Source organism: Olsenella sp. HMSC062G07 (assembly GCF_001811895.1).
Lineage (GTDB): Bacteria > Actinomycetota > Coriobacteriia > Coriobacteriales > Atopobiaceae > Olsenella_F > Olsenella_F massiliensis.
This window is the reverse complement of sequence record NZ_KV806951.1, coordinates 538,958-551,460: the sequence shown is the minus strand read 5'-3', so window position 1 is coordinate 551,460 and position 12,503 is coordinate 538,958. Positions and strand designations below refer to the sequence as shown.

Genomic DNA, 12,503 nt, shown 5'->3' with positions numbered 1-12,503 from the left:
ATGGGACGATCCCCTGACGCGCCAGCGGCGGCGAGGGCAAAGGCAGCTGCGGGGACGGAGCTGTCTCGCCGAGCCTTCCTGGGCGCCACGCTCGGCGGCCTTGCAACCCTGGGGCTGGGCCTGGCCGCCGCCGGCCACGTGATAAATCCCGACCGGCAGGGGTGGGCGGCAGATGACTCGCTCGTCTATGACTACGTCGTGGACACGCTCAAGTTCGGCGCCATCGACTGGGTTGTCAGCACCATGTCGCCATATGCGCGCCTGGCGCTGGGGTCGTCGGAATTCTATGTGTCATCCCAGCTCGTACCCCAGGTGCCGCCCAACGTGTTTGGGCTGAGCAACTGCGGCGTGGACCTCACCTACGTCGGGGAGGCCTACGACCAGTGCCTCTGGCACGCCATCGCGGCGGGCGCGTACGGCAATCGCGTGCGCAACCGTGAGGCCCTGCTCTTTCTCTCGCCCCAGTGGTTCTTCAAGAACCCCGACGCCAACAACAAGTTCAGCCAGCGCTTCTCGTACGAGCTCTATCGCGCCTTCGCGCGAAACGCGAGCGTCTCGCGCGACTCAAAGCGCTACGTACGTCGCCGGGCGGAGTCGTTTGGCATCGCCTCGACCCTGCTGTCGGCGGCGGCGGATGACGGGGTCCTGGGCATGCTCGACGACCTCACGTATCACCAGGCCGAGCAGCTCAAGATCGAGAGGGGCCTCCCCCTGTTTGCCTCCCGTGCCTTTGCCAAGAGTGACGCGCGCCTCGCGGGCGTGGACACCGGCGAGCCCGATTGGGCGGCCCTGCTCGCCCAAGGCGACCTGGACGGCGCCGCAGCATGCACCAACAACCCCCTTGGGGTCAACGATGACTTCTGGACCCGCAACGGCTGGCAGATGTTTGAGCTCAACCAACGGTTCAATGACGCCGACAGCGAGTACGGCGACTTTTCCTGCGCTCTGGACGTCATGCTGGAATGCGGCCTGAAGCCCCTCGTGGTGCTTCAGCCCATGCATGGGGCCTGGTTTGACCACCAGAAGGTGCCCGCTGACGCGCGCAGGGTCTGGTACGACAGAATCATCCATATCTGCGATGACCACGGCATCGCCTATGCGGACTTCTCGCCCTGCGAGTACGAGCGCTACTTTTGGTCTGACACCGTCCATCCCGGCTGGCGTGGATGGGTGCGCATCGAGAGCGCCATCTTTCACTTCCTCAACGGTCGGGATGATGACTTCGTGGGCGGTGCCGGCTTTGGCGGCGTGACGGGAACGGGACTTCAGACGCTCAGGGGGGTGACGCTCCCATGAGATCTGCGGAGGAGGGCGCCGTCGGTGCGGAAGGCCGGGCGAGCCGCCGAGGGTCGGGCGCCAGGCGGTCGGACCGCAGGGGGTCGGGCGCGACGTTTACGCCGCTTGCCGATGGCAGGCGGGCCATCCTGGCGTTTGGGGAAGCCCATCCGATCCTGGTCTGCCTGGGGGCCTACCTTGCGGTCATCTCCATGGGTGTGCTGCTCGTCTGGTTCGTGTTCTTCTCGGGCCTCAGCGCGCCCGCAGGCCTCATCTACGCGGGCTTCTAGACAAGTCTGGCCGTGCGCGCGGGCCGGTCGCGTCGCCCGGCGCACGGGCCGAACAGGCCGGTGCGCCGTTTGACCTACTGGCGCGCATCGGACGCCGTAGCCAGAACACGACATTCGTTACAAAAAACGGCAAAATTCGACAATGTTTTGATACGTTCGTCGTGTTCTGGCTAACGAAGGCGAGGGCGTCGCGACACGGGGGGCGCTATGGCGCTGGTTGACGCGACATGATTCCCGCCGGCGGCGCGAATCGGGCAGCTCGGTGCGGGCACCGGGGCCCTCACCGGGCTTCGAGCCGGGACCCGCACCGAATACCACGACAGAGGCGCAATGCTAATGACCGGAAACTCTCAATTTGGGCACTATTTTTTTGAATCCTGGGGAAACGCAACATTACTGACAAAAAGCTCGCGTTGATGTCATTAATAATTCCTGGATTGCAGCTGCAGCTGTAGCCCCCGGCTGCCGGGAAACCGACCCCTGGGCTGCAGCTGCAGCTGCGGCGGCGGCCTTCGGGCTGCCGGGACCGTCCCTATGCCAGCAGTCTGCGCCCCAGCGCCCCTCGCACGATCGCGGAGCAGTACAGATACGTGACGAGCAGGTACCCCCCATAGACCACGACGACGATGCCGACGGCGAGCGACACGGGAACGAGGGGCGAGACGCCAAGGGCCGAGAACAGGTTGCGGTTCATGACCCAGATGACGCAGGCCGTATGGCAGAGCGCAAGCGCCAGCGGCACCAGGAAGTACAGGAGCGTCTGGGTGCGCACGCTTCCCAGAACCTGCCTCCTTGTGCAGCCGAGCTGCGCGAGCGTGCGATAGCGCCCCACCGAGTCGACCGTGGACGAGAGCTGCTGCACGGCCAGCACGGACCCCGCCGACACGAGCAGGACGAATCCCAGGTAGAGCGCGAGGAAGGTGATGAGCATCTTGAAGCCGAGCGCCTCCGTGCGCGTGGAGTTGGCCGAGACCGCGAAGCTCAGCGGCCAACATCCCATGCCATAGTCATACCCCTCTCGAAGGTCCTCCTCGGAAGGCGGGAGAGCCTCGGCAAACGCCTTCTCCATGAGCGCCTCCGCCTGGTCGGCATCGACGCCGTCCGCATATCGCACGTTGAGCATGCTCATGTCGGGCAGGCCCCTGATGGCGCGCAATGCGTCGATGACGTCGTCGGGCACGATGAGGACGCACTGCACGTCGGGCAGCTGCGTCACCCGAAGCACCTGGCGCACGAGCTGGCGCGACGACCTGAGCTCGACGCCCCCCACGCGCAGCGTCCCCCCGTAGGACGAGACCGCCTCGGACAGGCCCTTGGTGAGGTCAAGGCAGTTGTCCACGGCGTAGGTGCCCGCAGGCAGCGTCACCGGAGGATGACCCGACAGGGCGCGCGTGGCGTTGAGCTGGCTCACGCCGATGACGGAGACGCCGTAGCGCAGGAGGGTGGCGTCCTTGTACAGCGCCGAAGACTCGACGTCGTAGCCCACCGTCTGTGCCAGCTTACCCCCCGTGAGGTCGGGATCCGACCATATGTCCACCTGGGCGCTCTGGCCCACCAGCTCGCGCCAGGTGGCGGAGCGAGTCGCAAAGTAATCCGCCGCGCTCCAGTTTGAGGCGTCAAGCCGCTCGCGCGTGTTCTGGGCCTTGTCAGCCTTGTCACTGTACTGGTCGAGGTCGGCAAAATGAAACATGGACGCGACGATGGAGTGGTCAAACTGCGTCCCTTCCTCGAGGGCCGAGGAGAGCACCGAGGATACGCCCATGCCCACCGAGAACGACGTGACGCCAAAGAAGAGCAGCACGCACACGATCCAGAGCGAGACGAAGGCCGTGTTGATGCGAGAGGCGAGCTGGCGCATCGTGAACGGTGACAGCTCCCTCAGATAGAGGCCGCGCGTGCGTCGCACGATGCCGACGACAAGGCCCGCCACCGAGGACACGAACAGCAGGGAGCCCACGAGCATGAGCGCCGTCGCGGCGGAGAACTTGGCGTCACCCACGTCCAAGAGGCCGTTGAGGGCCAGCAGCCTGTAGGCGTACGCCAACAGCGCGACGCTCACCACGAAGCACAGCGCCGAGGGCAGCACCCCGCGCACGCCCACGCGCTCTGACGCGCTGCGAGCGGACAGGAGCGTCGCCAGCCGGCAGCGACTCACCTCGATGACGTTGAGGACGCCCACCACGACGAATATGACGACAAAACACAGGACGGTGCGGCCGAGCGCGGTCGATGACAGCACGAAGCGGTAGGAGGAGAGGTCAAGCGAGAACATCGACATGCTCGCAAAGCACAGGAGCTGCGAGAGCACGACGCCCAGGGCGAGGCCCGCCGCGAGCGAAAAGAGTCCCACGAGAGCGGTCTCAAGAAGGACGATGCCCGCAACCTGGCGCGCCTTCATGCCCAGCAGGAGGTAGGTGCCAAGCTCATGCTTGCGGCGACGAAGGATGAAGCGGTTGGAGTACGCCACCAGAAAGCCGAGCACGCACGCCACGGCCACCGAGAAGAAGGCCATCACGCGGTCGATGGTGGCGACCATGTCCGACCTGCCCGCGTTGACGTCGGTCATGAGGCGCTGGTCGGCGATGGAGTTGAAGGCATAGAACACCATGACGCCCAGCAGGAGCGTCACAAAGTAGATGGTGTAGTCCCGGGCGCTGCGGCGCACGTTTCTGACGGCGAGCCTAGCCAACATGGGACACACCCCCGCCCAGGAACGACACGACCTCCATGATGCGCCCAAAGTATCCCTTGCGGTCGTCGGTGCCGCAGACCACCTCGTTAAAGAGCGTCCCATCCTTGATGAAGACCGTGCGCTGCGAGAAGGACGCCGCGTAGGCGTCGTGTGTCACCATCATGATCGTCGCGCCGGCGTTGCGATGGATCTTCTCGAGCGTCTCCAGGAGCACCCGGGCACTCTTGGAGTCGAGCGACCCCGTGGGCTCGTCGGCGAGGATGAGCGAGGGGGCGCCCACCACGGCGCGCGCCGCGGCGACGCGCTGCCGCTGGCCGCCCGACATCTGGTGGGGATACTTGTCGAGCACGTCCATGACGCCCAGGCGCTCGGCGACCACGCGCACGCGCGGGCCGATCTCCACGGGACGCGTCCCCTTGATGGTGAGCGCGAGCGCCACGTTCTCAAAGCCCGTGAGCGTCTCGACGAGGTTGGCGTCCTGGAAGATGAACCCCAGGCGCTCCCGACGAAAGCGCGCGAGCTCCCTGCCCCTGAGCCTCGTCACGTCCTCGCCGCCAAGGCGGATGCTCCCCGACGTGACGGCGTCTATGGTCGCCACGCAGTTGAGCAGCGTGCTCTTGCCGGAGCCGCTCGGCCCCATCACGCTCACGAACTCCCCGTCCCTCACGGTAAGGCTCAGGTCGTTAAGGGCGGTGGTCATCGCCCCTCCCCTGCCATAGACCTTGCCGACGTTGTCTATGCAAAGAAGGTCCTCTCGGGCATGACGACCCGATGACGGGCGTACGACATGTTCAGCCATGACACTTCCTTTCATGTGGTTGTCCCCATGCTATGGAAGCGTCTTGCCCAAAGCCATCGAACGGTCTTACCCCTTCCTTACGATGTCGTAAGGAAGTCGAAGGAGGTGTCCGCCAGGGCGAGGCGGCCGGCGTCGTGGGGAAAACCCACAAGGACGCGCGTGCCCTCACCCTCCTCGGAGGCCACCTCGAGAATGAGCCCCATACGCTCGCAGATGCGGGCGGCCAGGTAGAGCCCCATGCCCGTGGATCCCTCGCCCGCCCGTCCGTTCTCGCCCGTGAAGCCGCGGTCAAAGATGCGAGGCAGGTCACGGGCGGGAATGCCCCTCCCGTCGTCCGCGACGCAGAGCTCGGTGAGGCGCCCGCCGGAAGGGCCGTCCGTGACGCGAGCCGAGAAGCGCAGATGGGTGGCACCGTACTTGGCGGCGTTGACGACGACCTGCGACAGCACGAAGCCCACCCACTTGGCGTCGGTGGGCACGACGAGCTTCTCGGGGACGAGAAGCTCCGGCGTCACGCCGCGCTCGATGAGCAGGCGCGCCTCGGCCTTGCAGGACGCGCGACAGAGGTCCGCAAGACGCGTGTCCCGAATGACGTAGTCCGCCGCAACCGAGCCCACGCGCGCGTACCAAAGCGCCTGGTCGACAAGGCGAGACACGCGGGCCAGCTCACGGCGCACGGCATCCGGGCCGTCCGCCCCCTGACGGCCCGCCGCGAGCGTCGCGGCGGTGATCGGTGCCTTGACCTCGTGAATCCATCCCTCGACGTACTCCCGGTACTCGCGCGAGGCCCGCCTCTCGGCCTCTACGTCCGAGGCGGCGGAGGCACCCATCGCCTGGAGAGCGTCGTACACGAGGGCCGCGCGGTTGCTCTGCGGGTCGGGCACGAGCGTGGCGAGCTGCCAGGCATGCTCAAGTGACCTCGGCAGTTTCAAGAGCGCCGTGAGAAACCGAGCGTCGGCCCAGCGCGACGTCACCGCAACGACCGCTCCCCCCAAGGCGAGGGAGAGCGCCACGAGGGCGACGACGCTCGCCCCCAGGCCGACGAGCGCACAGACGCAGCACGCGAACGCCGACGGGACGAGCCACGCGACGACCTGGACCACATGGTCCTGCAGCCACTCCCCCCACGTCATAGCGAGTAGCCCCATCCGCGATGTGTCACGAGCGTGCCTGCCGGCACGCCGAGCGTGGCAAGGGCGCCGCGCAGGCGGTTGACGTTGACCGTGAGCGTGTTGTCGTCCACGAACTCGTCCGACTCCCAGAGCTCGCACATGAGGTCCGTCCTGCTCACGACCGCGCCCCGGACGCGCACGAGCGCGAGGAGGATCCTCAGCTCGTTGCGGGTGAGGTCCGTCGTCGCCCCCTCATACGAGGCCGTGGAACGTGCCGCGTCCACGGAGATGCCGCGCCAGTCGATGGCCTGGTGCGCGGTTGCGTTACAGCGGCGAATGGCGGACTGCACGCGGGCGAGGAGAACCGCCGGGCTGTAGGGCTTCGTCACATAGTCGTCCGCGCCAAGGTTCATGGCCATGACCTCGTCAAACTCGCTGTCTGACGAGGTGAGGACCACGATGGGCACGTTGCTGTGCCTTCGCACGTCGCGGCAGGCCGAGAGGCCGTCGGCCCCGGGAAGATGCAGGTCAAGAATCACGCAGTCAGGAGCAGCCCTGAGAATCTCTCCCACGACGTCCTCAAACTCGTCGCACGTCGTGACCGCGTAGCCATTGAGGCCAAGGAGCCGCGCGCACTCCTCGCGCAGCGCGACGTCGTCCTCGACGACCAGCACCCGTGTCATCGCTATCTCCCTTCCGCGTCCGCCGGCGTCACCGGCAGCCACCAGCATAGGGGATGCGGGCCCGCGACGTCACGCCACGACGTCCCGAGGCTCAAGGGCCCCGGGACGTCGATGCGCACGCATGCGAGAGCGGCCGCGTCGAGGGCGGGCGGCAGTCACGGTCTCGACGCTGGTGGCGTCCACCGCCGCGTCGACGATGGCCTCGCGATAGTCCGTGTAGGTGTTGGCGACGCCCAGCTCCTTTCGGGCGGCGGCGAGGCCGCCCTCAAAGGGGTCGCACAGGACGACGAGACGGGCTTCCCGAACCCTCCCGTTGCAGTCGCGCGCATGAACGAGGCCCGCGCGCCCGCATCCGATGAGGCACGCCCCAAGGTCGTCAGCCATGCCGGCCCACTTTTTGTGACTGAGCCCTACTCGAGGCCAGCGGCCCTCATCTCCTGGACGATCTTGATGCCCGAGGAGGTGCCCAGACGCGTGGCGCCGGCGTCGATCATCGCCTTGGCAGCCTCCCAGGAGCGAATGCCGCCCGCAGCCTTGACCTGCACGTCGGCGCCCGCATACTCCTTCATGAGACGGACGTGCTCCACCGTCGCGCCAGCCGTGCCAAAGCCCGTGCTCGTCTTGACGAAGTCGGGCTTGACCTCGGAGGCGATCTTGGCGGCAGCGATGATGTCCTCCTCGCGCAGGTAGCAGGTCTCAAAGATGACCTTGCTCGTGACGTTGGCCTCGCGACCGAGGGCGACGAGGCGCTCCATCTCAGCCTTGATGTAGTCGTAGTCGCGCTCGAGGAGTTTACCCACGTTGAGGACGTAGTCAAACTCCTGGCAGCCGTCCTTGATGGCGTTGGCGACCTCGGCGGCCTTCGTCTCGATGGTCGTCTGCCCCAGAGGGAACGAGACGGCGGCGCCGGTGAGCACCTCGGAGCCCTCGAGGAAGCCTCGGCAGAGGCTCACGGGATAGGTGTTGATTGCCACAGACTTAAAGCCGTACTCCTTGGCCTCGTCGCAGAGCTTCCTGAAGTCCTCCGTCGTGGCATAGGCGTGCAGGTTGGTGTGATCGACCATCGCCGCAACTTGCTTGACCGTGTAGCCCATGGTGCCTCCTTGTCGTGTGCCGCTTGTTGTGCCTGCATCCTGCTGTGTTGTGCGTCGCATCTTATATTTTAACTACAACGATGCGTGAGCATGCGCCCGCGAGCGTGCCACGCGCGTGATGGCGCTCGTACGGCTCGTGTCACTCGTGGTGGCGCTCGTGATCGTGATGGTGCTCGTGGCGAATCTCGGCAACGTCGCGCCACAGCGCGGGGACGAACACCTCGCGAAGCCAGCTTCTCCTAAGCTCGTCCCCGATGAAGACGCAGTGAGACTCCGTCGGGGCGCCGGAGGCTGCGGCGTCTCCCGTCACGGCCCAGGCCCGCTCAACGAGGTCAAAGCGAAGCCACTGTCCGCCGCAGGGAAGCGAGCCCTTGGCACGAGCCAGGTGGCCAAACACGCCCGCGGAGAGCGCGTCCAGCACCCACAGGAGATGCGACGGGGAGGGTAGCTCGGCATGGTCAAGCGCAAGCGTCTCGAGCTCGGGCGTCTCGTCCAGGGTCTCGTTCCCCTCGACTCTTGAGCGTGAGTCCCGCTCGTGCCCCCCATCGCCAGGCTCGAGGAGCGCGGCCCACCATGCGTCGGGCAGCTCGCCGTAGGGGTGACCCACGACCTGCGCCTTGGGGTTGAGCTCTCGCACGAGGCCGACGACCGGATCAGCGTCATCCACCGCCCTGATCTTGGAGACGACGACCGTCCCCGCGGCCCTCAGCTGATCGTCGAAGATCTTGCCCTGACGGCGGCGCTGATTCTGCCACGACTGCGCGTCCACGATGGTCACCGGTGGCAAAAGCTCAATCCTCTCCCAGCTCACCTGCGTCAGGTTATCCATCACGTTGCCGAGCTTCGCGACACCCGTGGGTTCCACGACCAGGAACTTTGGATCGAGCGTGTTGGAGATCGTGAGTACCGAGCTGGCGAAGTCCTGCTTGCCCGAGCAGCAGATGCAGTTCTCGACCGACTCCCAGACCTTGAGATCGCTGTCATCGCGCAGGCGGCGGGCGTCCACGTCAGCCTCGCCGTACTCATTCTCGTAGATGACGACGTCCTGGCCCGTGCGCCTCACGAGTTCCTGGATGAACGTCGTCTTTCCCGCGCCGAGAAACCCGGATACGACCAGAATCCTCACGAGCACCCCCAGAGTCCTTGCCATGTCAACACAAAAAAGGCGGGGCCGCCCCAGGGACGGCCCCGCCACGCCACAAAGAGCTAGTCGATGACGACGACCGGCTTGATGAGGTCGGCAGGCTTGTCCCTCATGAGGAACAGCGCCTCCTCGAGGTGATCCCAACCGTGGAAGACGTGGGTGCACTCAGGGTGCAGGTCAAGACGGCCGGCGGTGACGAGACTGGAGAGCTTCTCCATGCGTAGGCGCCCGCCAGGCATGAGACCGCCGCGGATGTCCTTGTGACCCATGCCAACACCCCACTCGACGCGCGGGATGTTGATGTAGTCGCCCGAGCCGAGGTAGTTGACGTTGCCGATCTTGCCGCCGGGCTTGAGGGCCTTGACGGCAGGCTCGAAGGTCTCGACGGTGCCGCCGGCGATGCAGACGCGATCCACGCCCTTGCCGCCGGTAAGCTCCATGACCTGCTCATCGATGGGACCGTCCTTGTAGGAGATGAAGTCCGTCGCGCCATAGCCCTTGGCGGCCTCGATGCACACGGGGCGGGTGCCGACGGCAATGATGCGCGAGGCGCCGCGCAGGGCCGCGCCCGCGACGCTCATGAGGCCCACGGGGCCGATGCCGATGACCAGGACGGTGTCGCCCAGCTGGACGTCAGCGAGCTCGACGGCATGGAAGCCGGTAGGAACCATGTCGGACAGGATGCAGGCGTCTGCGGGGTCCATGCCCTCGGGCATGAGGGCGAGGTTGCCGTCGGCGTCGTTCACGTGGAAGTACTCGGAGAACACGCCGTCCTTGAAGTTGGAGAACTTCCAGCCGGCGAGCATGCCGCCGGAGTGCATGGAGTAGCCGGCCTGGGCCTCGAGGGAGTTCCAGTCGGGCGTGATGGCGGGAATGAGGACGCGGTCGCCGGGCTTGAAGTCCTTGACCTCGGAGCCCACCTCGACAACCTCGCCGGAGGCCTCGTGGCCCAGGATCATGTTGTGACGCTCGCCGATGGCACCCTCCCACAGCGTGTGGACATCAGAGGTGCAGATGGCGACGGCGAGCGGCTTGACGATGGCGTCGAGCGGACCGCACGCGGGCGTGTCCTTCTCGATCCAGCCGGACTCGCCAATTTTGAGCATGGCATAACCCTTCATGGAACACCCTCTTTCTGCTAGCTAACCATTGACGTTGCTGTCGGGAGGCCCCTCATGCGACGGCCTCCTCTGCCTTCATGCATTCTAGCATGGGAGCGTGCAGACGCGATGGTTGCCGCGGTGCACGGCATGTCCACAGGCCACGAGGACGCGCGACCCTTACATGCTGCGCGTCTCGAACAGCATCACCGAAACGAGGGCGCTCATGCCGTAGAGCGCGAGGGCGACGGCAAGCGCGAGGGCGACGGCGAGAGGCGCCGTGGCAGCCATCGGGGCAGCAAGGTCTCCAAGGAGCGGCGCCAGCGTCGTAAAGCCCAATATGGGCAGCAGAAGCACCACCATCGAGGCGATGCGCGTTCCCTTGGTGACTCCCAGGCGCACGATAAGCGGCAGGAGCACGGACGCCGCCACGAGCAGGGACGTCATGGTGAGGCAGACCGAAACAAGAAGCTCCTCGGGCGAAAAGACAAGCGACGTGAGGCCGTCCAGGACCCCATGCGCGCCACCTAACGGAGACGCCAGGCAGACGACCGCAAGGGCCACGAGCGTGCATACGACCGCATCTGCCGCGGCAACCACGAGCACACCCACATACCGACACAGCACCAGGTCGCGGCGGGAGCAGGGAAGCGTCATGCGAAACGACCCCCATCCGCCGACCTCGTCATTGGCGAACACACCAAACATGTACAAGTAGGCGACCATCGCGACGACGGTGGACGCCGCAACCGGCACGGAATGCGTGGTGGCAGCTATGAACCCGGCAACGACGACGCCGGTGATCAGCGACTGCCTAAGCGGTCGCGCCATGACCGTCAGGTCAACGCAAAGTGCCCTTCCCACCATGGACCCCCTCGGCACGGGCGCGTTCATCTCATGTCCTCTTTCATCTCATGTCCTCTCGATGCAGGCCCCCTTGACGCGGGTCCTCTCGTCGTGACCTCGTCGCGGCGTCTTGACTTACCGCGTCATCACCTCGCGGCACGCCCGTCAGGACGAGGGCAAGATACTCGTCCAGACTCGCACGGTCGATGTGAAGGCCCGGGTGCTCCCGTGCGACGCTGCGCCTATTTGGCACCAGCACGTCCACGCTGTACTCGTTGTGACGCACGCGAATCCCAAGATCCATGATGTCGCCAAGCTCATCCGAACGGCAGCGCACGATGCCCGCGTCGTCGCAGATCGCGTCACGGTCAAGGTCAAAGAGGATATGCCCCTCATCCAGACAGGCCACTCGGTCGGCGACGCGCTCGAGGTCGGACGTGATGTGACTCGAAAGCAGCACGCCACCCCCCTCCGCCGCCATGAAGTCGCGAATCAGGTCAAGCGCCTCCCCGCGAGCGATGGGATCGAGTCCGGCCGTCGCCTCGTCCAGCAGGAGCAGACGGGGGCGATGGGCAAGGGCAAACGCCAGCGAAAGTTTCATGCCCATGCCGCGGGAGAGGCCCTTGACCTGCTTGTTAAGGCCCAGGCCAAGGTCATGGCACAGGCGGTCAAATTCTCGGCCGTCCCAGTCCTGATAGACGGCCCGACCGATTCGCGCGACGTCCTCGACGCGCGTCTCTCCCGCAAAGGGGCAGCTGTCGGGAACAAAGCCCACCTTGTCACGAGCTGCGGCAAAGGCGGTCGAGCGGACGTCGGCGCACACGCCCAGGACCTCCGCGGTGCCGGCGTCAGGAAGCACCACGCCCAGCAGGAGCCTGATGAGGGTGGTCTTGCCGGAGCCGTTTCTGCCCACCAGCCCCAGGACCATGCCCTCCTCCAAGGAGAGGTCCACCTGGTCGAGCACGAAGTCGCCATAGCGCCTGGTCAGCCCCCGCGTGCAGAAAAGACGTGCCATCATATCCCCTCTCGTGATGCGTCAGCGAGCAGGTCGAGCATCTGATGCAGCTCCGCAGGGTCGATGCCCGCGCTCAGGGCCTGGTCAAGCGCCTGGGAAAGAAGCCTCTCGACCTGGCGCCGGCGCCCCTCGAACAACAGCTCGCGGTTGCCGCGGGCCACGAAGCTCCCCTTGCCCTGGACCGTGTCGATGAAGCCCTGGCGCTCAAGCTCCGCATAGGCCCGCTTGGTCGTGATGACGCTGATGCGCAGGGAGTTCGCAAGCGAGCGGATGGAGGGGAGCAGCTCGCCCTCGCTCAGCTCGCCGGCAAGGATGGCGTCTCGAAGCTGCGAGGCGACCTGCTCGTAGATGGGCTGGTCACTCGCGTTTGAGATGATGAGGTTCACGCGCGCCCCCTGGTTCCACTCTCGTCACACGAATGTATATATACACTATATACAGTTGTGGCCGATC

At 65.8% G+C, this 12,503-nt stretch carries 13 protein-coding genes; 2 read left to right on the top strand and 11 right to left on the bottom strand.

Annotation, left to right across the window (positions count from 1 at the left end; genetic code table 11):
• Positions 1 to 1,296 (top strand): D-alanyl-lipoteichoic acid biosynthesis protein DltD, encoded by a 1,296-nt coding sequence (dltD, locus tag HMPREF2826_RS05680; RefSeq protein WP_070639992.1) that lies wholly within the window; start codon positions 1 to 3, stop codon positions 1,294 to 1,296.
• Positions 1,293 to 1,565: a hypothetical protein gene (locus HMPREF2826_RS05675; protein ID WP_070639989.1), complete on the top strand. Its 273-nt coding sequence runs from the start codon at positions 1,293 to 1,295 to the stop codon at positions 1,563 to 1,565. Before dltD ends, HMPREF2826_RS05675 begins: the two co-directional genes overlap by 4 nt.
• Positions 1,566 to 2,097: 532 nt before the next feature.
• Here the strand turns inward: HMPREF2826_RS05675 and HMPREF2826_RS05670 are convergent.
• The 11 genes from HMPREF2826_RS05670 to HMPREF2826_RS05620 form a co-directional block, all read right to left on the bottom strand.
• Complete coding sequence (locus HMPREF2826_RS05670) at positions 2,098 to 4,257, bottom strand: FtsX-like permease family protein (protein WP_070639987.1); 2,160 nt, start codon at positions 4,255 to 4,257, stop codon at positions 2,098 to 2,100.
• Positions 4,247 to 5,056 (bottom strand): ABC transporter ATP-binding protein, encoded by an 810-nt coding sequence (locus HMPREF2826_RS05665; protein WP_070639985.1) that lies wholly within the window; start codon positions 5,054 to 5,056, stop codon positions 4,247 to 4,249. Before HMPREF2826_RS05665 ends, HMPREF2826_RS05670 begins: the two co-directional genes overlap by 11 nt.
• Before the next feature lie 77 nt (positions 5,057 to 5,133).
• Positions 5,134 to 6,189, bottom strand: coding sequence for a sensor histidine kinase (locus HMPREF2826_RS05660; protein WP_168163987.1), 1,056 nt, complete (start codon positions 6,187 to 6,189; stop codon positions 5,134 to 5,136).
• Complete coding sequence (locus HMPREF2826_RS05655; RefSeq protein WP_070639978.1) at positions 6,186 to 6,851, bottom strand: response regulator transcription factor; 666 nt, start codon at positions 6,849 to 6,851, stop codon at positions 6,186 to 6,188. Before HMPREF2826_RS05655 ends, HMPREF2826_RS05660 begins: the two co-directional genes overlap by 4 nt.
• A 69-nt stretch (positions 6,852 to 6,920) precedes the next feature.
• Positions 6,921 to 7,235: a Gfo/Idh/MocA family oxidoreductase gene (locus tag HMPREF2826_RS05650; RefSeq protein ID WP_070639976.1), complete on the bottom strand. Its 315-nt coding sequence runs from the start codon at positions 7,233 to 7,235 to the stop codon at positions 6,921 to 6,923.
• Between the two features lie 26 nt (positions 7,236 to 7,261).
• Positions 7,262 to 7,945, bottom strand: coding sequence for a deoxyribose-phosphate aldolase (deoC, locus tag HMPREF2826_RS05645; protein WP_070639971.1), 684 nt, complete (start codon positions 7,943 to 7,945; stop codon positions 7,262 to 7,264).
• A gap of 139 nt (positions 7,946 to 8,084) precedes the next feature.
• Positions 8,085 to 9,095: a GTP-binding protein gene (locus HMPREF2826_RS05640; protein WP_246824703.1), complete on the bottom strand. Its 1,011-nt coding sequence runs from the start codon at positions 9,093 to 9,095 to the stop codon at positions 8,085 to 8,087.
• 56 nt (positions 9,096 to 9,151) lie between these two features.
• Complete coding sequence (locus HMPREF2826_RS05635) at positions 9,152 to 10,210, bottom strand: NAD(P)-dependent alcohol dehydrogenase (protein WP_070639968.1); 1,059 nt, start codon at positions 10,208 to 10,210, stop codon at positions 9,152 to 9,154.
• Positions 10,211 to 10,369: 159 nt separating this feature from the next.
• Positions 10,370 to 11,083, bottom strand: coding sequence for an ABC-2 transporter permease (locus tag HMPREF2826_RS05630; RefSeq protein WP_070639964.1), 714 nt, complete (start codon positions 11,081 to 11,083; stop codon positions 10,370 to 10,372).
• Between the two features lie 13 nt (positions 11,084 to 11,096).
• A complete protein-coding gene (locus tag HMPREF2826_RS05625) occupies positions 11,097 to 12,050 on the bottom strand; it encodes an ABC transporter ATP-binding protein (protein WP_070639961.1) in 954 nt (317 codons plus the stop codon).
• Entirely contained in the window at positions 12,050 to 12,436 is a 387-nt protein-coding gene (locus HMPREF2826_RS05620) for a GntR family transcriptional regulator (protein WP_070639958.1), read from the bottom strand. Before HMPREF2826_RS05620 ends, HMPREF2826_RS05625 begins: the two co-directional genes overlap by 1 nt.
• Between the last annotated feature and the right edge of the window lie 67 nt (positions 12,437 to 12,503).

Bases quoted from the DNA above. Each gene is read 5' to 3' on its own strand.
- dltD (WP_070639992.1), top strand. From the start codon at position 1: ATGGGACGATCCCCTGACGCGCCAGCGGCGGCGAGGGCAAAGGCAGCT.
- HMPREF2826_RS05675 (WP_070639989.1), top strand. From the start codon at position 1,293: ATGAGATCTGCGGAGGAGGGCGCCGTCGGTGCGGAAGGCCGGGCGAGC.
- HMPREF2826_RS05670 (WP_070639987.1), bottom strand. From the start codon at position 4,257: ATGTTGGCTAGGCTCGCCGTCAGAAACGTGCGCCGCAGCGCCCGGGAC.
- HMPREF2826_RS05665 (WP_070639985.1), bottom strand. From the start codon at position 5,056: ATGGCTGAACATGTCGTACGCCCGTCATCGGGTCGTCATGCCCGAGAG.
- HMPREF2826_RS05660 (WP_168163987.1), bottom strand. From the start codon at position 6,189: ATGACGTGGGGGGAGTGGCTGCAGGACCATGTGGTCCAGGTCGTCGCG.
- HMPREF2826_RS05655 (WP_070639978.1), bottom strand. From the start codon at position 6,851: ATGACACGGGTGCTGGTCGTCGAGGACGACGTCGCGCTGCGCGAGGAG.
- HMPREF2826_RS05650 (WP_070639976.1), bottom strand. From the start codon at position 7,235: ATGGCTGACGACCTTGGGGCGTGCCTCATCGGATGCGGGCGCGCGGGC.
- deoC (WP_070639971.1), bottom strand. From the start codon at position 7,945: ATGGGCTACACGGTCAAGCAAGTTGCGGCGATGGTCGATCACACCAAC.
- HMPREF2826_RS05640 (WP_246824703.1), bottom strand. From the start codon at position 9,095: ATGGCAAGGACTCTGGGGGTGCTCGTGAGGATTCTGGTCGTATCCGGG.
- HMPREF2826_RS05635 (WP_070639968.1), bottom strand. From the start codon at position 10,210: ATGAAGGGTTATGCCATGCTCAAAATTGGCGAGTCCGGCTGGATCGAG.
- HMPREF2826_RS05630 (WP_070639964.1), bottom strand. From the start codon at position 11,083: ATGAACGCGCCCGTGCCGAGGGGGTCCATGGTGGGAAGGGCACTTTGC.
- HMPREF2826_RS05625 (WP_070639961.1), bottom strand. From the start codon at position 12,050: ATGGCACGTCTTTTCTGCACGCGGGGGCTGACCAGGCGCTATGGCGAC.